The following is a 20,947-nucleotide window of genomic DNA, read 5'->3' as shown; positions in this document are numbered from 1 at the left end:
GCAAAGCCTCCAGATATCAGCCACCAGCCTCCAGTGGACGGTGCCGCATGCTCATCGGGCATCCTCGTCCGGTGGCGTTGACCGTGGGCTAGGGGGATGTGGGGTCGGCGGGGCGAGCGAGGTGAGTAGCCCGGCGAGCATCCGCCGGATCTCCGCGCACTCGCGCATGCGCTCATCGGCGTGTGCTGCCGGCAGGTAGTGGAGATCACGCGCCAACAGACACTGGTATTCGAGTTCGTTGACCGACCCCGCCGCGATACGCACGAAGCGGGCGAAGTCGGCATCGCTGCCGCGCCCACAGCCCTCTGCGAGGTTCGACGGTACCGAGGACGCCGCGCGGCGCATCTGCGGAACCAGTCCGAAGCGCTCGCTCGGCGGGAAGCCCTGGGTGGTCTCGTAGATGGCGAGCGTCAGCGCGTGGGCCTTGTGCCAGACGGACAGCTTGCGATAGTCGCGCATGATGCTTTACCAGCTACCAGCTACCAGCTACCAGCTACCAGCTACCAGCTACCAGCTACCAGCTACCAGCTATCAGCCTTCAGCCTTCAGCTATCAGCCGCCAGCGGTCTGTCGTCGACTGTCGGCGGTTGGTATCCGCCTCACTGGTGGCTGGCGGCTGTCCGCTGGTGGCTGACCGCTGGCCGCTTAGAAATAGGTATCCACCGCCGCGTCGAGGGTGTCGCGCATGTCGGGGTCGTCGGTGAGGGGGCGGACCAGGGCCATCTGGGCGGCGGCGCGTGGTTCGATGCCCTTGGCCATGAGCTGGGCGGCGTAGACCAGCAGGCGGGTGGACATGCCCTCGTCGAGGCCATGGCCCTTGAGGTTGCGGCTGCGCTGGGCGACCTGCACCAGCCTGTCGGCCTGATCGCGCTCGATGCCGCCCTCGTGGGCGACGATCTCGGCCTCGATCGCGGCGCTGGGGTAGCTGAAGTCGAGCGCGCCGAAGCGCTGCTTGGTCGACTGCTTGAGGTCCTTCATCAGGCTCTGGTAGCCGGGGTTGTAGGAGATGACGATCTGGAAGTCGGGGTGGGCCTCGACCAGCTCGCCCTTCTTCTCCAGCGGCAGGCAGCGACGGTGGTCGGTGAGCGGGTGGATCACCACGGTGGTGTCCTGACGCGCCTCGACCACCTCGTCGAGATAGCAGATGGCGCCGATGCGTGCGGCGACGGTGAGCGGGCCGTCCTGCCAGCGGGTGCCGTCGGCGTCGAGCAGGAAGCGCCCGACCAGATCCGAGGCGGTCATGTCCTCGTTACAGGCGACGGTGATCAGCGGGCGTTCGAGCCGCCAGGCCATGTACTCGACGAAGCGCGACTTGCCGCAGCCGGTCGGCCCCTTGAGCATCACCGGCATGCGCGCCGCGTAGGCGGCCTCGTAGAGCCGTACCTCGTCCTCGACCGTGCGGTAGTAGGGCTCCTCTCGGATCAGGTATTGGTCGCGATGGGTCTCGCTCATGGGGGCAGTCCTTGAACGCTGGGCGGGCGGGGGACGGACGCGACCGGCGCCGGTCGCGTCCGTGACGTCACAAGCGATGGCGGGCCGTGGTCAGACCGGGGTGCCGCGATAGATGACCATGGCCGCGCCCTGCGACTGGGCGTAGTTGTCGTAGCCGATCAGGCGCACGTGGTTGTCGGGGTGGGCCTGGTGACAGGCCTCGGCCTCGGCGAGGATGGTGTCGACGTCGGTCTCGCCGAACATCGGCAGCTTCCACATGTACCAGTAGTGGTCGAAGGCGTTCTCCGGCTCGGTGTGCTCGATCGCCGGATTCCAACCCTTGGAGACGATGAACTCGACCTGTTGGCGGATGCCCTCGGGGCTCATCGCCGGCAGGTAGGAGAAGGTCTCGAACTTGCGGCTGCTCGCGTCCTCGAGGCTCGATTGGTAGTCCTGCATTTCGCTCATGGTGACACTCTCTATGGTTGGAACCGCACAGGCGCCGAGGGCGCGACGAGTGATCTTGTTGGGTCGGGTCGCCGCCGCCATCGCTGGCGGCACCGCCCGTGGGACTTGGTGCCCCTTATGGTTATGCGTGCGCCTCGCGGCGCCGCGCTGCTCCCCGGCGTTGCCGGGCCCGTCCGCGGACGGGGTCCTCCTCGTCTCTACGATCGGCGAGCCTGCGGTCGGTCGGCTCGGTTGACTCTGGGTGGCCGGTGCCGGGCCCGTCCGGGCCCGGGCTCCGGGGTCACTTGTGGGCGACGTCGAGCTTGTCGACGGTGTCGAACTCGAACTTGATCTCCTTCCAGGTCTCCATCGCGGCCTTCAGCTCGGGGCTGTGGGCGGCGGCGGCGGTGAGCACCTCCTTGCCCTCCTTCTCGATCGCGCGTCCCTGGTTGCGGGCCTCGACGCAGGCCTCGAGCGCGACCCGGTTGGCCGCCGCGCCGGCGGCGTTGCCCCAGGGGTGGCCGAGGGTGCCGCCACCGAACTGGAGGACCGCGTCGTCGCCGAAGATGGCGAGCAGCGCCGGCATGTGCCAGACGTGGATGCCGCCCGAGGCGACGGCGAAGACGCCCGGCATCGCGCCCCAGTCCTGATCGAAGAAGATGCCGCGCGAGCGGTCCTCCTCGACATAGGACTCGCGCAGCAGGTCGATCCAGCCGAGGGTGGCGGCGCGATCGCCCTCGAGCTTGCCGACCACGGTGCCGGTGTGGAGGTGGTCGCCGCCGGAGAGACGCAGCAGCTTGGCGAGCACGCGGAAGTGGATGCCGTGGTGCGGGTGACGGTCGATCACCGCGTGCATCGCGCGGTGGATGTGCAGCAGCACGCCGTTGTCGCGACACCACTGGGCCAGTCCGGTGTTGGCGCACCAGCCGCCGGTGATGTAGTCGTGCATGATGATCGGGGCGCCGATCTCCTTGGCGTACTCGGCGCGCTTGAACATCTCGTCCGGGGTCGGGGCGGTGACGTTGAGATAGTGCCCCTTGCGCTCGCCGGTCTCGCGCTCGGCCTTGTCGATCGCCTCCATGACGAAGTCGAAGCGTTGACGCCAGCGCATGAACGGCTGCGAGTTGACGTTCTCGTCGTCCTTGGTGAAGTCGAGACCGCCGCGCAGGCACTCGTAGACGGCGCGACCGTAGTTCTTCGCCGAGAGCCCGAGCTTGGGCTTGATGGTGCAGCCGAGCAGCGGCCGACCGTACTTGTTCATGACGTCGCGTTCGACCTGGATGCCGTGCGGCGGGCCGTTGCAGGTCATCACATAGGCGATGGGGAAGCGCACGTCCTCGAGACGCAGGGCACGCACGGCCTTGAAGCCGAAGACGTTACCCACCAGCGAGGTGAAGACGTTGACCACCGAGCCCTCTTCGAACAGGTCGATGGGGTAGGCGATGAAGGCGTAGAAGCGCTCGTCGTCGCCGGGCACGTCCTCGATGGCGTAGGCGCGGCCCTTGTAGTGGTCGAGGTCGGTGAGCAGGTCGGTCCACACCGTGGTCCAGGTGCCGGTGGAGGACTCGGCCGCGACCGCCGCCGCGGCCTCCTCGCGCGCCACCCCGGGCTGCGGGGTGATCTTGAAGCACGCCAGGAGGTCGGTGTCCTTCGGCGTATAGTCGGGCATCCAATAGGTCTCGCGGTATTCTTTGACGCCCGCGTTATAGGTCTTGGCCATGCTCGGTCCTCCGCATAGAGCTCGGTGTGTTGCTGCTGTGCCGGTATTCTCGGGCCGGACCCGGTCGTGGTGGCCGGGGGCGGAACCTGGGGATCGATTATATGGAACAACCCTATAATTACTACTAAATATTGCTTATGTTTAATATAAGCTATAGATTATGATCTATCCCTTCTACTTCTATTGATTGGCCTCGTCATGCACGTCTCATTGCGACAGTTGCGCGTATTCGAGGCGGTGGCGCGCCACCTGAGCTATACCCGCGCCGCCGAGGAGCTGCATCTGAGCCAGCCGGCGGTGTCGATGCAGGTGCGCCAGCTCGAGAACGCGGTCGGGCTGGCGCTGTTCGAGCGTCTGGGCAAGCGCATCGAGCTGACCGAGGCCGGGCGCGAGCTCTTTCATTACAGTCGTGCGGTCAACCGCTCGCTGCAGGAGATGGAAGAGGTGCTGGAGTCGCTCAAGGGCGTCAACCGGGGCCGTCTGCACCTGGCCGCGGCGAGCACCGTCAACTATTTCGCGCCGCGGCTGCTGGCGGTGTTCCAGCGGCGTTATCCGGGGATCGCGCTGCATCTCGACATCACCAACCGCGAGTCGCTGGTACAGATGCTCGAGGGCAATGCCGTGGATCTGGTGTTGATGGGCCGCCCGCCGGAGCGCGTCGAGGTCGAGTCCGAGCCCTTCATGGAGAATCCGCTGGTGGTGATCGCCCCGCCCGAGCACCCGCTCGTCGGGGTCGCCGACATCCCGCTGGCGCGGCTGGCCGAGGAGCCCTTCGTGATGCGCGAGCCCGGCTCCGGCACCCGTCAGGCGATGGAGCGGATCTTCGCCGAGCAGGGGCTGGCGATCCGTCACGGCATGCAGATGACCCGCAACGAGGCGGTCAAGCAGGCGGTGCGCTCGGGGCTGGGGCTGAGCGTGGTGTCGCTGCACACCATCGAACTCGAACTCGAGACACGCCGCCTGGTGGTGCTCGATGTCGAGGGCTTCCCGCACCGGCGTCACTGGTTCCTGGTCTATCGTCAGGGCAAGCGCTTGTCGCCGGCGGCGCGCGCCTTTCGCGACTTCGTCATCGCCGAGGCCAGTGGGATTGCCGCGCCGGTGGCCCTGGGGCGCTGAGCCGTGGCGCCCTCCGATGCGCTTTCGCATTGGGCAGCGCGGAATCGATTCGTCTAAACTAGTCGACCTGCCAAAAAAACAGCCAGTCAGATCATGCCCGACCGCACCCAGAGTGATACCGGCGCCGCCGTGCAGCGGCATCCGCTTCTCGCCTCGATCGACTCCCCGGCCGACCTGCGCGCCCTGCCCGAGAGCCAGCTCCCGGAGGTCGCGCGCGAACTGCGCTCGTTCCTCGTCGATACCGTCTCGCGCACCGGGGGTCATCTGGCGGCCGGGCTCGGGGTGGTGGAGCTGACCCTCGGCCTGCACTACGTCTTCAACACCCCCGAGGATCGGGTGGTGTGGGACGTCGGTCATCAGGCCTATCCGCACAAGATCCTCACCGGACGGCGCGCGCGCATGCACAGCCTGCGTCAGAAGGACGGCCTGTCCGGCTTCCCCAAGCGTTGCGAGAGCGAATACGACACCTTCGGCGTCGGTCACTCCAGCACCTCGATCAGTGCGGCGCTGGGCATGGCGATCGCGGCCAAGCAGCGCGGCGAGCGGCGCAACGTCATCGCGGTGATCGGCGACGGCGCGCTGAGTGCGGGGATGGCCTTCGAGGCGCTCAATCACGCAGGCTCGATGGACATCGACCTGACGGTGATCCTCAACGACAACGAGATGTCGATCTCGCCCCCGGTCGGTGCCATCAGCAATCATCTGGCGCGACTGCTCTCGGGCAAGCTCTACACCAGCATGCGCGAGGGCAGCAAGAGCGCGCTGCGCGGCATGCCGCACCTGCGCGAGCTGGTCGGGCGCTGGGAGGAGCACATGAAGGGCATGGTGATGCCGAGCACCCTGTTCGAGGAACTCGGCTTCAATTACATCGGCCCGATCGACGGTCACGACCTCGACTCGGTGCTCAAGACCCTGCGTAACGTCAAGGGCATGCCGGGACAGCGCCTGCTGCACGTGGTCACCCACAAGGGGCACGGCTACGAGCCCGCCGAGGGCCAGCCGGTGACCTTCCACGGCGTCACCCCCTTCGACCGTCAGACCGGCGAGTTCCGCAAGTCCAAGGCCAAGGGCCCGACCTATACCAAGGTGTTCGGTTCCTGGTTGTGCGACACCGCCGCGCGCGATCCGCGTCTGGTGGCGATCACCCCGGCGATGTGCGAGGGCTCGGGGATGGGCGACTTCGCCAAGCGCTTCCCGCAGCGTTTCCACGACGTCGGCATCGCCGAGCAGCACGCGGTGACGCTCGCCGCGGGCATGGCCTGCGAGGGCGTCAAGCCGGTGGTGGCGATCTATTCGAGCTTCCTCCAGCGCGCCTTCGACCAGCTCGTCCACGACGTCTGTCTGCAACAGCTCGACGTCACCCTGGCGGTCGATCGCGGTGGTCTGGTCGGGGCCGACGGCGCCACCCACGCCGGCTGCTTCGATCTCAGCTTCTCGCGTCCGCTGCCCGATCTGGTGATCATGGCCCCGGCCGACGAGAACGAGTGTCGGCAGATGCTCAAGACCGGCTACGAGTTCGAGGGCCCGGCGCTGGTGCGCTATCCGCGCGGCGTCGGTCCCGGCGTCGCCGTCGACCCCGAGGCCCCGGCGCTGCCGATCGGGCGCGGCCTGCGGGTGCGCGAGGGCCGTCGGGTGGCGATGCTCGCCTTCGGCACCATGGTCGTGCCGGCACTGGAAGTCGCCGAGGAGCTGGATGCGACGGTCGCCAACATGCGCTTCGTCAAGCCGCTCGATCGCGAGCTGATCCTCGCGCTGGCGCGCGAGCACGCGCTGCTGGTCACCCTGGAGGAGAACACCGTCGCCGGCGGCGCCGGCAGCGCGGTCACCGAGCTGCTCGCCGCCGAGGGCGTGGTGGTGCCGGTGCTCCAGCTCGGGCTGCCCGATCGCAACATCGACCATGCCACCCAGGCCGAGCAGCTCGCCGAGTGCGGGCTCGATGTCGCGGGTATCCACGACTCGGTGAGTCGGGCGCTCGCCGCGCTCGAGACCACCACGCCGCGCCGCGAGCAGACGCTCGCCGGCTAGCCGCAGCCGTGCCGGGCGTCATGCGCCCGGCCGTCTCCCCCATCGCCGTCCCCGCTGTCGCCCGAGGAGCCGTCGATCATGCTCGAACCCATCGCCATCCCCGCCTTCGAGGACAACTACATCTGGCTGCTGCGCGCCCCCGGTGGCGCCGGCGCGACCCTGGTCGATCCGGGCGAGGCCGCGCCGGTGCTGGCCTATCTCAGCGAGCACGGGCTGCATCTCGCGGCGGTGCTGCTCACCCATCATCACGGTGACCACATCGGTGGCGTCGAGACGCTGTGCGCCGCCTTCCCCGAGGCGGTCGTTTACGCCCCGGAGGATGCGCGCATCGCGCTGGCGCATCATCGGGTGGGGGAGGGGGACGCCATCGAGCCCGCCGGGCTCGGCGTGACCTTCCGGGTGCTGGAGGTGCCGGGTCATACCGCGACCCATGTCGCCTATCTCGGCGAGGGGCGGCTGTTCTGCGGCGATACCCTGTTCGCCGCCGGCTGTGGCCGGGTGTTCGACGGTACCGCCGAGCAGCTGGCGCGCTCGCTGGCGCGGATCGCGCGGCTGGCGCCGGAGACGCGGTGTTATTGCGCCCACGAGTACACCGAGGCCAACCTCGGCTTCGCCCAGTGGGTCGAGCCGCAGCATGCGGCGCTCGAGGCGCGCATCGCCGCGGTGCGCGCGGCGCGTGCGGCGGGCCGCGCGACGGTGCCGAGCACGCTCGCCGAGGAGCTGGCGACCAATCCCTTCCTGCGGGTTGCGGTGCCCGAGGTGCGCGCGGCCGCCGAGCGCTTCGCCGGCGAGGCGCTGGAGGAGCCGGCGGCGGTGTTCGCCGCGCTGCGACGCTGGAAGGACGAGTGCTACGACTGAGGCGCCGGCGCGTCCGGGGCGCGCGCCGGCGTTGGCTGGCTCAGTCGCCGGTGGGCAGTCCCAGCTCCTGCCACAGACGCAGCGTCGGGCCGGACTGGTTCATGGTGTAGAAGTGCAGTCCGGGGGCGCCGCCCTCGATCAGGCGCCGGCACAGCTGCAGCACCACCTCGTGACCGAACTCGCGGGTGCTGGCGAGATCGTCGCCGAAGCCCTCGAGCCGACGGCGGATCCAGCGCGGGATCTCGGCGCCGCAGGCGTCGGAGAAGCGGGCGAGCTGGCTGTGGTTGGTGATCGGCATGATGCCGGGCACGATGGGGATGTCGATGCCCTCTGCCTGGCAGCGCTCGATGAAGGCGAAATAGGCGTCGGCGTTGTAGAAGTACTGGGTGATGGCGGCGTCGGCGCCGGCCTCGACCTTGCGCTTGAAATTGGCCAGATCGCGGTCCGGGGTGCCGGACTGGGGGTGGTACTCGGGATAGGCCGCGACCTCGATGCGGAAGTGATCGCCGGTGCGCTCGCGGATGAACTCGACGAGTTCGTTGGCATAGCGGAAGTCACCGCCGAGTCCGCCGCCCATGCCCGAGGGCAGGTCGCCGCGCAGCGCCACCAGGCGGTCGATGCCCTGCTCGCGGTAGTGCTCCAGCAGCTCCTCGACCTCGGCCCGGGGAGAGCCGATGCAGGCGAGGTGGGGGGCGGTGTCGATGCCCTGGCTGCGCAGCCAGGAGACGGTCTCGAAGGTGCCCTTGCGGGTCGAGCCGCCGGCGCCGTAGGTGACCGAGAAATACCGCGGCGAGACGGTGTTGAGGGTGGTGATCTCGCTCTTGAGCCGCTCCATGCGCTCGGCGGTCTTGGGCGGGAAGAGTTCGAGACTGTAGGTCGGGGTGGGATCTTGTGGCGACATGCTCTGGCACTCCGGCTACCGCCGCGCGAGGACGCGGGTGCGCGGTGCGCGACGGTCGCGAGATGAGTTGAGGTGAGGAACCGTGGCGGCCGCGACGGCCGTGGCCAAGAGGCCGCGACCGCCGCGTCCGGGACGCGCGAGCCGCTTAGTAGCGGTAGTGCTCGGGCTTGTACGGTCCGTTCACATCGACGCCGATGTAGGCCGCCTGATCCTCGGTGAGGGTGGTCAGGTGCGCGCCGATCTTGTCCAGATGCAGTCGCGCGACCTCCTCGTCGAGGTGCTTGGGCAGGATGTAGACGCCGATCGGGTACGCGTCTTCCTTGGTGAAGAGCTCGATCTGTGCCAGCACCTGGTTGGTGAAGCTGTTGGACATCACGAAGCTCGGGTGGCCGGTGGCGCAGCCGAGGTTCACCAGTCGACCCTGGGCGAGCATGATGATGCGCTTGCCGTCGGGGAAGATGATGTGATCGACCTGCGGCTTGATCTCCTCCCACTGGTACTGGCTGACGCTGGCGATGTCGATCTCGTTGTCGAAGTGACCGATGTTGCAGACGATCGCCTGATTCTTCATCGCCGCCATGTGCTCGTGACGGATGATGTCCTTGTTGCCGGTGGTGGTGACGAAGATGTCGGCGATCGGCGCCGCCTCTTCCATGGTCACCACGCGGAAGCCTTCCATCGCCGCCTGCAGGGCGCAGATCGGGTCGATCTCCGAGACCCACACGGTGGCGCCGAGTCCGCGCAGCGACTGCGCGCAGCCCTTGCCGACGTCGCCATAGCCGCAGACCATGGAGATCTTGCCGGCGATCATCACGTCGGTGGCGCGCTTGATGCCGTCGACGAGCGATTCGCGACAACCGTAGAGGTTGTCGAACTTGGATTTGGTCACCGAGTCGTTGACGTTGATCGCGGGGAACAGCAGCGAACCGTTCTTGGCCATCTCGTAGAGACGGTGGACACCGGTGGTGGTCTCCTCGGTGACGCCCTTGATGCCCTCGGCGATCTTGTGCCAGTGCTGGTTGTCACGCTCGAAGGTGCGCCCGAGCACGCCGAGCACCGCGGTCCACTCCTCGTTGTCCTCGGCGGTGGGCGCGGGGACCGCGCCGGCCTTCTCGTACTCCACGCCCTTGTGCACCAGCAGGGTGGCGTCGCCGCCGTCGTCGAGGATCATGTTCGGGCCCTGGCCGTCGGGCCAGTTGAGCACCTGCTCGGTGCACCACCAGTACTCCTCCAGGGTCTCGCCCTTCCAGGCATAGACCGGGATGCCACCAGCGGCGATCGCGGCGGCGGCGTGATCCTGGGTGGAGAAGATGTTGCACGAGCACCAGCGCACCTCGGCGCCGAGCGCGACCAGGGTCTCGATCAGCACGGCGGTCTGGATGGTCATGTGCAGGCTGCCGGTGATGCGGGCGCCGGCGAGGGGCTTGGAGGGGCCGTACTTCTCGCGCAGGGCCATCAGGCCCGGCATCTCGGTCTCGGCGATGGCGATCTCGCGACGACCGAAGTCGGCGAGGGTGATGTCAGCGACCTTGTAATCGGTGAACTCACTCATGGTTGATCAACTCTTCCTGATGAATCGTGAGTGAGCGCCGTTCGAACTGTATGCCCCGTCCCCGAGCCTGGCCCGGACCTCGGTGGTCCCGGGTTGCAGCGCTCCTCGGTGGCGGGGGGCTGGGTGGGCTTAGAGCCCGGCGGCGGCGCGCAGCGCCTCTGCCTTGTCGGTCCGCTCCCAGGTGAAGCCGGCCTCGGGACGACCGAAGTGACCGTAGGCAGCGGTATCGCGATACTTGATCAGTTCGTGGTTGGTCAGGTCAAGCATGTTGATGATGCCATAGGGGCGCAGGTCGAAGTGCTCGCGCACCAGCTCGATGATGCGCTCCTCGCTCACATGCGCGGTGCCGAAGGTCTCGATCGAGACCGAGGTCGGCTCGGCGACGCCGATGGCGTAGGAGACCTGGATCTCGCACTTGTCGGCGAGCCCGGCGGCGACGATGTTCTTGGCGACATAGCGACCGGCGTAGGCGGCCGAGCGGTCGACCTTGGACGGGTCCTTGCCGGAGAAGGCGCCGCCGCCGTGACGGGCCATGCCGCCGTAGGTGTCGACGATGATCTTGCGCCCGGTCAGGCCGCAGTCGCCGACCGGACCGCCGATGACGAACTTGCCGGTGGGGTTGATGTGGTACTTGGTCTCGGCGTTGAGCCAGCCGGTGGCGCCGAGCACGGGCTTGATGATCTCCTCCATCACCGCCTCCTGCAGCACGCGCTCGCTGACCTCCTCGCCGTGCTGGGTGGAGAGCACCACGGCGTCGACGCCGACCGGCTTGCCGTCGCGGTAGCGCATGGTGATCTGCGACTTGGCGTCGGGGCGCAGCCAGGGCAGGGTGCCGTTCTTGCGCACCTCGGCCTGACGCTTCACCAGACGGTGGGCGTAGTCGATCGGCGCCGGCATCAGCATGTCGGTCTCGTTGGTGGCATAGCCGAACATCAGCCCCTGGTCACCGGCGCCCTGGGCCTCCTCGCTCTCGCGATCGACACCCTGGTTGATGTCCTTGGACTGCTCGCCGAGGGCGATCATCACGCCGCAGGTGTTGCCGTCGAAGCCGACCTCGGAGTTGTCGTAGCCGATGTCCTTGACCACCTCGCGCACCACGCGCTCGTAGTCGATCTTGAGGTTGGCGTCGGTCACCGTGATCTCGCCGGCGAGCATCACGAAGCCGGTCTTGACCAGGGTCTCGCAGGCCACGCGCGCCTTGGCGTGGTTGGGGTCGCGGCGGTAGATCTCGTCGAGGACGGCGTCCGAGATCTGGTCTGCCATCTTGTCCGGATGTCCTTCGGAGACCGATTCCGAGGTGAAGATGTAGTCCTTGCTCATACGAGTCGAGCCCTATTCATGGCGCCGGGGTGGCGCGTTGATGAAGCCGCTCATGATAGCGGCTCGCGTGACGTTCGCGAAGCCCGCGCCGCGGCCTCATGAGGCGGCGATCGGCGGCGATCGGGGCGAGATTTGGAATCCCCTTCCGTTCCGGTAACATGCGGGGCGCGGACGGGTCGCCGACATCCTCCCCGACCGCCGGGGCGCGGGGGTGGGGATGCGCCCGAGGGGGCGGATGTGGCATGTTGCCCGGGGCCGTGCTCGCCGGCGTCGTGCCCGCGAGGACGCTGATGTCCCCTTTGGTCGCGCCCGCCAGGGGCGGCCCCGCACCATCGAACCGCCAACTCGGAGGATCCCCGTCATGGTTTCACTCGAGACCCCCGTGTGTGACTTCGGCCAGCCGGCCCCGGATTTCGCCCTGCCGGGCGTCGACGGCCGTACCTGGACGCGCGATGCCTGCAGCGGCGAGCGCGGGCTGCTGGTGATGTTCATCTGCAACCACTGCCCTTACGTCCAGTCGGTGCGTGAGCGTATCGTGCGCGATGCCGCCGAGCTGGCCACGCTCGGCATCGGCAGCGTGGCGATCATGTCCAACGACGTCGCCGACTACCCCGAGGACTCGTTCGACAACATGCGCGAGATCGCCGAGCGTTTCGCCTTTCCCTTCCCCTATCTCTACGACGCCGACCAGGCGGTGGCCAAGGCCTATGGTGCGGTCTGCACCCCCGACTTCTTCGGCTACAACGCCGCGCTCGAGCTGCAGTATCGCGGTCGGCTCGATGCCAGTCGCAAGCAGGCCGCCCCCGCCGACGTGCGCCGCGACCTGTTCGAGGCGATGCGCGAGGTCGCGCTGAGCGGACGCGGCCCGGCCGAGCAGATCCCGAGCATGGGCTGCTCGATCAAGTGGATGGAGGGCTGAGCCCGGTCCGGCCCGCGCCGGCCCGCCCGGCGCGGTGGTAAACTGATGTGGTATTTCAAGCGTCAATCCTGAATATTATGAAATGTTAAAATAGTTTTTGGCGGTATAAGTTTGTTTTGATGTCCGACCCTGGACCTTTGGTTCACAATCAAAGGCCCTGTGTGGGAATCTCCGGCCAACTCGCGCGTCCTCGCCCCGGGCCGGAGGATGGAAACTTCCCTGCTCGATGCGGCCGCCAGCCCCGCACGCCACATTCATCGCATTCGCGGGCCGTTTCCGGGTGAGCCTCAGTCCGCCGTGATGCCTCGGCGCCCCGGTCCGCACAATCAGTATCTTCGTCATCGTCAACTTCAGGAGGGGCTCATGTCCTCACGCAGAGAACTCGCCAACGCCGTCCGGGCACTCGCCATGGATGCGGTGCAGAAGGCCAAGTCCGGGCATCCGGGCGCGCCGATGGGCATGGCCGACATCGCCGAGGTGTTGTGGAACGACTTCATGAACCACAACCCGGCCAACCCCCAGTGGCCCGATCGCGATCGCTTCGTGCTCTCCAACGGGCACGGCTCGATGCTGCTGTATTCTCTGCTCCATCTCACCGGCTACGACCTCGGTATCGAGGACCTCAAGCAGTTCCGCCAGCTCCATTCCAAGACCCCGGGACACCCCGAGTACGGCTATGCCCCCGGCGTCGAGACCACCACCGGGCCGCTCGGCCAGGGCATCACCAACGCCGTCGGCATGGCGATCGCGGAGAAGGCGCTCGCCGCCCAGTTCAACCGCCCCGGTCACGATATCGTCGATCACTACACCTATGCCTTCCTCGGCGACGGCTGTCTGATGGAGGGGATCTCGCACGAGGCCTGCTCGCTCGCCGGCGCGCTCGGTCTGGGCAAGCTGATCGCCGTCTATGACGACAACAACATCTCCATCGACGGCGAGGTGCGCGGCGAGGGCGATACCCCCGGCTGGTTCCTCGACGACACCCCGAAGCGTTTCGAGGCCTATGGCTGGCACGTCATCCCCGAGGTCGACGGTCACGACCCCGACGCCATCCAGGTCGCCATCGAGGAGGCGCGTGCGGTCACCGATCGACCGACGCTGATCTGCTGCCAGACCATCATCGGTTACGGCTCGCCCAACAAGCAGGGCAAGGAGTCCTGCCACGGCGCCGCGCTCGGCGAGGAGGAGATCGCCCTCACCCGCGAGGCGCTGGGCTGGAACCACCCCCCGTTCGAGATCCCCAAGGAGGTCTACGCCGGCTGGAGCGCGCGTGAGCGCGGCGCCGCCGCCGAGTCCGCGTGGCGCGAGCGCTTCGCCGCTTACGCCAAGGCCTATCCCGCCGAGGCCGCCGAGTTCGAGCGGCGCATGGCCGGCGAGCTGCCGGCGAACTGGACCGAGCAGGCCGATGCCTTCATCGCCGAGGTCGCCGTCAAGGGCGAGAGCATCGCCTCGCGCAAGGCCTCGCAGAACGCGCTCAACGGTTTCGGTCCGCTGCTCCCCGAGCTGCTCGGCGGCTCGGCCGATCTGGCCGGTTCCAACCTGTCGCTGTGGCAGGGCTGCAAGGGCATCGGCAAGGGCGAGGCGCCGGGCAACTACGTCTACTACGGCGTGCGCGAGTTCGGCATGTCGGCGATCCTCAACGGCATCGCCCTGCACGGCGGCTTCGTGCCCTATGGCGCGACCTTCCTGATGTTCTCCGAGTACGCCCGCAACGCACTGCGCATGGCGGCGCTGATGAAGGTGCCCTCGATCTTCGTCTACACCCACGACTCCATCGGTCTCGGCGAGGACGGTCCCACCCACCAGCCGGTCGAGCAGATCCCGACCCTGCGCATGATCCCCAACATGAACGTGTGGCGTCCCTGCGACGCGGTCGAGTCGGCGGTCGCCTGGCGTCAGGCGATCGAGCGGCGCGACGGCCCGAGCGCGCTGATCTTCTCGCGTCAGTCGCTGCCGCACGTCGAGCGCGACGCCGAGCAGCTGGCGGCGATCGCGCGCGGCGGCTACGTGGTGCGCGATTGCGCCGGGACCCCGGAGGTGATCATCATCGCCACCGGCTCCGAGGTCGCCCTCGCCCTCGGTGCCGCCGATGCGCTCGAAGGGCGCGCGGTGCGCGTGGTGTCGATGCCCTCGACCGACGTCTTCGACGCCCAGGACGCGGCCTATCGCGAGTCGGTGCTGCCGCGCGCGGTCGAGGCGCGGGTGGCCGTCGAGGCGGCCGTCGGCGACGGTTGGTGGAAGTACGTCGGCTCGCGCGGCGCGGTGCTCGGCATCGATCGCTTCGGCGAGTCGGCCCCGGCCGGCGCGCTGTTCAAGGAGTTCGGTTTCACCGTCGACAACCTGGTCGCGGTCGTCGAGGGGGTGCTGCAGGGTTGATGGGTCCGGCCGCCGGGGCCCGCTCCCCGCTGGCCGAACGCTCAATGACCGACAACCGCGCGGGCGGTCGCGATGCGGCGTCGCGCTCGCCCGCGCGGTTCGACATATTTCGCTCAACAAGTTAAGGAGCTTGAACGCATGACAATCAAAGTCGGTATCAACGGGTTCGGTCGTATCGGCCGGATGACCTTCCGGGCGATCTCCAAGCACTTCCCGGACATCGAGGTGGTGGCGATCAACGACCTGCTCGACCCCGAGTACCTGGCCTACATGCTCAAGTACGACTCGGTGCACGGCCGCTTCCCCGGCGAGGTCGCGGTCGACGGCTCGACCATGATCGTCGACGGCAAGCGCATCCGTCTCACCGCCGAGCGCGATCCGGCCAACCTCAAGTGGAACGAGGCCGGGGTCGAGCTGGTGATCGAGAGCACCGGCTTCTTCCTCACCGCCGAGGCCTGCCAGAAGCACCTCGACGCCGGCGCCCGCAAGGTGGTGCAGAGCGCGCCCTCGAAGGACGCCACGCCGATGTTCGTGTTCGGCGTCAACCATCAGGAGTACGCCGGTCAGACGATCGTCTCGGCCGCCTCCTGTACCACCAACTGTCTGGCGCCGGTGGCCAAGGTGCTCAACGACAACTGGGGCGTGAAGCGTGGCCTGATGACCACGGTGCACGCCGCCACCGCCAGCCAGAAGACCGTCGACGGTCCGTCGATGAAGGACTGGCGCGGTGGTCGCGGTATCCTCGAGAACATCATCCCGTCCTCGACCGGTGCGGCCAAGGCCGTCGGCAAGGTGCTGCCGGCGCTCAACGGCAAGCTCACCGGCATGTCCTTCCGCGTGCCGACCTCGGACGTCTCGGTGGTCGACCTCACCGTCGAGCTCGAGGCGCCGGCCGACTACGACGCCATCTGCGCGGCGATGCGCAAGGCCTCCGAGGGTGAGATGGCAGGCGTGCTCGCCTACACCGAGGACAAGGTGGTCTCGACCGACTTCCGCGGCTTCAACGCCCCCTCGATCTTCGACGCCACCGCCGGCATCGCGCTCGATCCGACCTTCATCAAGGTCGTCTCCTGGTACGACAACGAGTTCGGCTATACCTGCAACATGCTGCGGTTGGTCGAGTACGTGGCCAACAACTGAGGCCGCGCGCGGCGCCGCGAGGCGCCGTCGTCCCGGCGACCGCCGTCTGGCGGTCGCCGCCGCGTCGCCGACCGTCCCGGTCGGCGGCCCCGCCGAGGGCGATCAGGCAAGCCCGGGCTTGCGCCTGATCTCTTTCCCCATCCATCCAGAGGGTTTGTCATGTCCTTCATCAAGCTCACCGACCTCGATCTCGCCGGCAAGCGGGTGCTGATCCGCTCCGATCTCAACGTCCCGGTCAAGGACGGCCGGGTCAGCTCGGATGCGCGCATCCGCGCCTCGCTGGCGACCTACGAGCACTGTCTGCGCGCCGGCGCGCGGGTGCTGGTGATGTCGCACCTGGGCCGTCCCCAGGAGGGCGAGTTCTCCGCCGAGAACTCGCTCGCCCCGGTTGCCGCCGACCTCGGCGCCAAGCTCGGGCGCGAGGTGCGGCTGGTGCGCGACTATCTCGACACCCCGCCGGAGGTCGCCGAGGGCGAGCTGGTGCTGCTCGAGAACGTGCGCTTCAACGCCGGCGAGAAGAAGGACGACGAGGCGTTGGCGCGCCGCTACGCGGCGCTGTGCGATGTCTTCGTGATGGACGCCTTCGGCACCGCCCACCGCGCCCAGGCCTCGACCCACGGGGTCGGTCACTTCGCCCCCCAGGCCTGCGCCGGGCTGCTGCTCAGCGCCGAGCTCGAGGCGTTGCGTCAGGCGCTGGCCGAGCCGGCGCGCCCGATGGTCGCCATCGTCGGCGGCTCCAAGGTCTCGACCAAGCTCACCGTGCTCGAGTCGCTCGCCGAGAAGGTCGATCAGCTGGTGGTCGGCGGCGGCATCGCCAACACCTTCCTCGCCGCCGCCGGGCTGCCGGTCGGCCAGTCGCTGCACGAGGCCGATCTGGTGCCCACCGCCAAGGCGCTGATGGAGACCATGACCGCGCGCGGCGCCGGCATCCCGATCGCCACCGACGTGGTCTGCGGCAAGCGCTTCGACGAGCAGGAGCCGGCGGTGACCAAGGCCGCCGCCGAGGTCACCGAGGACGACATGATCTTCGACATCGGCCCGGACTCGGCGCGCGCCCTGGCCGAGGTCATCCAGGGGGCCGGCACCATCGTCTGGAACGGCCCGGTCGGGGTGTTCGAGTTCGACCAGTTCGGCGAGGGCACCCGGGTGGTCGCCGAGGCGATCGCCGCCGCCCCCGGTTTCAGCCTCGCCGGCGGTGGCGACACCATCGCCGCGATCCAGAAGTACGGCATCGAGGACCGTGTCTCCTACATCTCCACCGCCGGTGGCGCCTTCCTCGAGTATCTGGAGGGCAAGACCCTGCCCGCGGTGGCCATGCTCGAGGCCCGGGCCAAGGACTGATCGACCACGACGGGTCGATCCCGGCCGCGCCATCCGGCGCGGCCCCATTTGCACGCGGGAGGCAGTGACACCATGCCCAGACGTACCAAGATCGTTGCAACCCTGGGGCCGGCAACCGACGCGCCCGAGGTCATGGACGGGCTCATCCGCGCGGGTCTCGATCTGGCCCGCCTCAACCTCTCCCACGACAGCCATGCACGCCATCGCGAACGTGTCGAGCGGCTGCGCGAGCGCGCCCGCGCGGCCGACGTCGACGTCGCGGTGCTGTTCGACCTGCAGGGGCCGAAGATCCGTATCGGGCGCTTCGCCGACGGGCCGATCGTGCTCGAGCGCGGCGCGCCCTTCGCCATCGATGCCGACTGCCCGCTCGATGGCGGTGACGCGACCCGGGTCGGTACCACCTATCCGGCGCTCGCCGAGGACGTGCGCGCCGGCGACACCCTGCTGCTCGACGACGGCGCCATCGAGCTGTGGGTCGAGTCGGTCGAGGCCGGGCGGATGGCCTGCCGGGTGGTGGTCGGCGGCAAGCTCTCCGACAACAAGGGGATCAACCGCAAGGGCGGGGGGCTCTCGGCCCCGGCGCTGACCGACAAGGATCTGGCCGACATCCGCTTCGCCGCCGAGCTCGACGCCGACTACCTGGCCGTCTCCTTCGTGCGCAGCGCCGAGGACGTGCGCCAGGCGCGCGCCCACTTCCAGGCCGCCGGCGGTCGCGGCGGGGTGGTGGCCAAGATCGAGCGTGCCGAGGCGCTCGACGGCATCGACGCCATCATCAACGCCGCCGACGCCATCATGGTCGCGCGCGGCGATCTCGGGGTGGAGATCGGCGATGCCGAGCTGCCGGCGGTGCAGAAGCACCTCATCAGCCGCGCCCGCGAGCTCAACAGCGTGGTGATCACCGCCACCCAGATGATGCAGTCGATGATCGAGAACCCGATCCCGACCCGCGCCGAGGTCTTCGATGTCGCCAACGCGGTGCTCGACGGCACCGACGCGGTGATGCTCTCGGCCGAGAGCTCGATCGGCAGCAATCCGGTGAAGGTGGTCGAGGCGCTCGACCGCATCTGCCGCGAGGCGGAGAAGAGCGCCACTCGCTCCGGACACCGCCTCGACTCGGTGTTCGGGCGTGTCGACGAGGCCATCGCCATGGCGGCGATGTACACCGCCAACCATCTCGGGGTGAAGGCGATCGCCGCGCTCACCGAGACCGGCTCGACGGTGAAGTGGATGTCGCGCATCAGCTCCGGCATCCCCATCCACGCCATGACCCGCTTCGACTCGACCCGGCGCAAGGTGTGTCTGTTCCGCGGCGTCTACCCGGTCGCCTTCGACGTCGCCAGCACCGACATCCACGAGGTCAACTGCGCGGTGATCGAGGAGCTGCTGCGCCACGGCACCGTGCGCGACGGCGACCTGGTGATCATCACCAAGGGTGATCGCAGCGGGGTCGAGGGCCAGACCAACATCATGAAGATCATGAGGGTCGGAGAGCATCGAACTGCGAGCGAAGATTGACCCACGGGCGTATCCTGAACATCGATTCCACCCCGTCACTGACACGAGGAGAACATCATGGCACTGATATCCATGCGCCAGCTGCTGGACCACGCCGCCGAGTACGGCTATGGCGTGCCCGCCTTCAACGTCAACAACCTCGAACAGATGCGCGCCATCATGGAGGCGGCCGACGAGACCGACTCGCCGGTGATCGTCCAGGCCTCGGCCGGGGCGCGCAAGTACGCCGGTGCGCCCTTCCTGCGTCACCTGATCCTCGCCGCCATCGAGGAGTGGCCGCACATCCCGGTGTGCATGCACCAGGACCACGGCACCTCGCCGGCGGTCTGCCAGCGCTCCATCCAGCTCGGCTTCTCCTCGGTGATGATGGACGGCTCGCTGGGCGAGGACGGCAAGACCCCGACCAGCTACGACTACAACGTCGACGTCTCCCGGCGGGTGGTCGAGATCGCCCACGCCTGCGGCGTCTCGGTCGAGGGTGAGCTGGGTTGTCTGGGCTCGCTCGAGACCGGCACCGCGGGCGAGGAGGACGGCATCGGCGCCGAGGGCACGCTCGACCACAGCCAGCTGCTGACCGACCCCGAGGAGGCCGCCGACTTCGTCGCCAAGACCAAGGTCGACGCCCTGGCGATCGCCATCGGCACCTCCCACGGCGCCTACAAGTTCACCCGGCCGCCGACCGGCGACATCCTCGCCATCAGCCGCATCAAGGAGATCCACCAGCGCATCCCCAACACCCATCTGGTGATGCACGGCTCCTCCTCGGTGCCGCAGGAGTGGCTGGCGATCATCAACGAGTTCGGCGGCGACATGGGCGAGACCTATGGCGTGCCGGTCGAGGAGATCGTCGAGGGCATCAAGCACGGGGTGCGCAAGGTCAACATCGACACCGACCTGCGTATGGCCTCGACCGGTGCCATCCGCAAACACCTCGCCGAGAATCGCGCCAACTTCGATCCGCGCAAGTACTACATCGCGGCCACCAAGGCGATGAAAGAGATCTGCCGGACCCGCTACGAGGCCTTCGGCACCGCCGGCAACGCCAGCAAGATCACCGCGCTCTCGCTGGAGCAGATGACCGCCCGCTACGACAGCGGCGAGCTCGACCCGCGTATCAACTGATCGGTGCGCGCAAGGCCGCTGGGCGTCTGCTCATCGGCCACTCGATCGGGGTCCGGCAACAACGGGCCCCGGTCGCCTTGGGGTAGAATCTCCGCCAGCGACCATCCGGTCGGACCTGGATCTCGTGGAGTTGCTTCCCCATGCTTGGTTTCATTCGTAACGCAATCATCCTCTCGGCCATCGCCCTGGCGCTGTTGATGCTGACCCTCTCCTGGGCCCCGCACGGACTCAAGCCGCGGCTCTGGCAGCTCAACGAGCTGCTCGCGCAGGATCAGGCGGTCGCCGAGTACCCCTACGATTTCCGCGTCCTGACCTTCCTCAACGGGGTGGCCACGGTGAGCAGTCCGCGCGCCTCGACGGTCGAGGAATCACGCTATCTCGGCTGGATCGATCCGACGCTGGGACGCGGTGAGGCCTCCGCCCGGGCGCAGTCGCTGCGCGTCGCGCGCGAGCAGCTGCAATACACCGAGATGTATGTGCTCCAGCTGCTGCTGTCGCAGTCCGACGTCGACTCGGTGGTGTGGGCGCTCGATCGCGCCTGGTTCAATCAGCACGGGGTGAAGCTGCCGCCCCAGGCCGAGCCCGGCCTGCCGCGCGGCTGATCACGTCCCAGACCGGAGGGAGCATGGCTCATTTCTATCTGCTGCTCGGACTCACCGCGCTGGTGCTGCTCGCCCTCGCGATCAGCCTGTGGCGCGCGCTGTCGCCGCGTAACCGGCGCCCCTACGTGATCGCCGGGCCGCTGCTCACGTCCACCCAGCGTGAGTTCGCGCACGCTCTGGAGCAGTGTCTCGACGATCGCTACCGACTCTATGCGCGGGTGCCGGTGGCCGAGGTGCTGGCGGTGGCGCGACGCACCCCGAAGCGTTGGCGCGAGCGCGCCGAGTTGCGGATCGGTGAGCGTGTCCTCGACTTCCTGGTCTGCGATGCCGCGACCAGCAAGCCCTGCTGCGCCCTGGCGCTCTCGCCGGTGGGCTGGCTGCGTCGGCGCGAGCCGCCGCGCGACCAGCTCGATGCCATGTGTGCCGCCGCCGGTTTGCCGCTGCTGCGCTTCCTCGAGCGCGAGCACTATGCCCCGGGCGACCTCGCGCCACGGCTGCGCGCGGTGCTCGGCGTGACCAGCCGCGGCGCGCCGCGCGCCAGAGCCGAGGTCCGCGAGTAGAT

At 68.2% G+C, this 20,947-nt stretch carries 18 protein-coding genes and 1 riboswitch; of the genes, 11 read left to right on the top strand and 7 right to left on the bottom strand.

The annotated features are described in order from the left end of the window. Positions 1 to 51: 51 nt before the first annotated feature. The 4 genes from EBL85_RS10835 to EBL85_RS10820 all read right to left on the bottom strand — a co-directional run bounded on the left by EBL85_RS10835 (position 52) and on the right by EBL85_RS10820 (position 3,598). Positions 52 to 459 (bottom strand): four helix bundle protein, encoded by a 408-nt coding sequence (locus EBL85_RS10835; RefSeq protein WP_123142917.1) that lies wholly within the window; start codon positions 457 to 459, stop codon positions 52 to 54. A 186-nt stretch (positions 460 to 645) separates the two neighbouring features. Further along, complete coding sequence (locus EBL85_RS10830; RefSeq protein WP_062272487.1) at positions 646 to 1,452, bottom strand: CbbQ/NirQ/NorQ/GpvN family protein; 807 nt, start codon at positions 1,450 to 1,452, stop codon at positions 646 to 648. Positions 1,453 to 1,542: 90 nt separating this feature from the next. Continuing rightward, positions 1,543 to 1,899, bottom strand: coding sequence for a ribulose bisphosphate carboxylase small subunit (locus EBL85_RS10825; RefSeq protein ID WP_005221368.1), 357 nt, complete (start codon positions 1,897 to 1,899; stop codon positions 1,543 to 1,545). 280 nt (positions 1,900 to 2,179) lie between these two features. Continuing rightward, on the bottom strand, positions 2,180 to 3,598 hold the full coding sequence (locus EBL85_RS10820) for a form I ribulose bisphosphate carboxylase large subunit (RefSeq protein WP_123141483.1): 1,419 nt from the start codon (positions 3,596 to 3,598) through the stop codon (positions 2,180 to 2,182). 198 nt (positions 3,599 to 3,796) lie between these two features. On the opposite strand from EBL85_RS10820, the gene EBL85_RS10815 reads away from it, so the two are divergent. The 3 genes from EBL85_RS10815 (at position 3,797) to gloB (ending at position 7,597) form a co-directional block, all read left to right on the top strand. After that, entirely contained in the window at positions 3,797 to 4,714 is a 918-nt protein-coding gene (locus EBL85_RS10815; protein ID WP_123141482.1) for a LysR family transcriptional regulator, read from the top strand. Between the two features lie 93 nt (positions 4,715 to 4,807). Next, on the top strand, positions 4,808 to 6,739 hold the full coding sequence (gene dxs / locus EBL85_RS10810; RefSeq protein ID WP_123142916.1) for a 1-deoxy-D-xylulose-5-phosphate synthase: 1,932 nt from the start codon (positions 4,808 to 4,810) through the stop codon (positions 6,737 to 6,739). Positions 6,740 to 6,817: 78 nt separating this feature from the next. Continuing rightward, positions 6,818 to 7,597, top strand: coding sequence for a hydroxyacylglutathione hydrolase (gloB, locus tag EBL85_RS10805; protein WP_123142915.1), 780 nt, complete (start codon positions 6,818 to 6,820; stop codon positions 7,595 to 7,597). Positions 7,598 to 7,637: 40 nt separating this feature from the next. Here the strand turns inward: gloB and metF are convergent, their stop codons facing one another. The 3 genes from metF to metK all read right to left on the bottom strand — a co-directional run bounded on the left by metF (position 7,638) and on the right by metK (position 11,370). Beyond that, complete coding sequence (metF, locus tag EBL85_RS10800; protein ID WP_123141479.1) at positions 7,638 to 8,498, bottom strand: methylenetetrahydrofolate reductase [NAD(P)H]; 861 nt, start codon at positions 8,496 to 8,498, stop codon at positions 7,638 to 7,640. A gap of 145 nt (positions 8,499 to 8,643) precedes the next feature. Then, on the bottom strand, positions 8,644 to 10,050 hold the full coding sequence (ahcY, locus tag EBL85_RS10795; protein ID WP_123142914.1) for an adenosylhomocysteinase: 1,407 nt from the start codon (positions 10,048 to 10,050) through the stop codon (positions 8,644 to 8,646). A gap of 25 nt (positions 10,051 to 10,075) precedes the next feature. Further along, positions 10,076 to 10,163, bottom strand: a riboswitch (S-adenosyl-L-homocysteine riboswitch). A gap of 16 nt (positions 10,164 to 10,179) precedes the next feature. Beyond that, the gene (gene metK, locus EBL85_RS10790) at positions 10,180 to 11,370 is read right to left on the bottom strand and encodes a methionine adenosyltransferase (protein ID WP_062272501.1); all 1,191 of its coding nucleotides are present in this window, start codon (positions 11,368 to 11,370) and stop codon (positions 10,180 to 10,182) included. Between the two features lie 361 nt (positions 11,371 to 11,731). On the opposite strand from metK, the gene EBL85_RS10785 reads away from it, so the two are divergent. The 8 genes from EBL85_RS10785 to EBL85_RS10750 all read left to right on the top strand — a co-directional run bounded on the left by EBL85_RS10785 (position 11,732) and on the right by EBL85_RS10750 (position 20,945). Next, positions 11,732 to 12,289 (top strand): thioredoxin family protein, encoded by a 558-nt coding sequence (locus EBL85_RS10785; protein WP_123142913.1) that lies wholly within the window; start codon positions 11,732 to 11,734, stop codon positions 12,287 to 12,289. A 363-nt stretch (positions 12,290 to 12,652) separates the two neighbouring features. Beyond that, complete coding sequence (gene tkt / locus EBL85_RS10780) at positions 12,653 to 14,665, top strand: transketolase (protein ID WP_123142912.1); 2,013 nt, start codon at positions 12,653 to 12,655, stop codon at positions 14,663 to 14,665. Between the two features lie 138 nt (positions 14,666 to 14,803). Next, positions 14,804 to 15,805 carry a type I glyceraldehyde-3-phosphate dehydrogenase gene (gap, locus tag EBL85_RS10775; RefSeq protein ID WP_123141473.1) on the top strand — a complete coding sequence of 334 codons (1,002 nt, stop codon included), beginning with the start codon at positions 14,804 to 14,806 and terminating at the stop codon, positions 15,803 to 15,805. 159 nt (positions 15,806 to 15,964) lie between these two features. After that, a complete protein-coding gene (locus EBL85_RS10770; protein WP_123141472.1) occupies positions 15,965 to 17,146 on the top strand; it encodes a phosphoglycerate kinase in 1,182 nt (393 codons plus the stop codon). A 72-nt stretch (positions 17,147 to 17,218) separates the two neighbouring features. Continuing rightward, a complete protein-coding gene (pyk, locus tag EBL85_RS10765; protein ID WP_123141470.1) occupies positions 17,219 to 18,661 on the top strand; it encodes a pyruvate kinase in 1,443 nt (480 codons plus the stop codon). A 57-nt stretch (positions 18,662 to 18,718) separates the two neighbouring features. Next, the gene (gene fba / locus EBL85_RS10760; protein WP_123141469.1) at positions 18,719 to 19,783 is read left to right on the top strand and encodes a class II fructose-bisphosphate aldolase; all 1,065 of its coding nucleotides are present in this window, start codon (positions 18,719 to 18,721) and stop codon (positions 19,781 to 19,783) included. Positions 19,784 to 19,923: 140 nt separating this feature from the next. After that, positions 19,924 to 20,385: a hypothetical protein gene (locus EBL85_RS10755; protein ID WP_123141468.1), complete on the top strand. Its 462-nt coding sequence runs from the start codon at positions 19,924 to 19,926 to the stop codon at positions 20,383 to 20,385. 23 nt (positions 20,386 to 20,408) lie between these two features. After that, on the top strand, positions 20,409 to 20,945 hold the full coding sequence (locus EBL85_RS10750) for a DUF2726 domain-containing protein (RefSeq protein ID WP_123142911.1): 537 nt from the start codon (positions 20,409 to 20,411) through the stop codon (positions 20,943 to 20,945). Positions 20,946 to 20,947 lie beyond the last annotated feature (2 nt).

This window comes from Marichromatium sp. AB32 (genome assembly GCF_003718675.1).
Classification (GTDB): domain Bacteria; phylum Pseudomonadota; class Gammaproteobacteria; order Chromatiales; family Chromatiaceae; genus Marichromatium; species Marichromatium gracile.
This window is presented reverse-complemented; position numbering and strand designations above follow the sequence as displayed.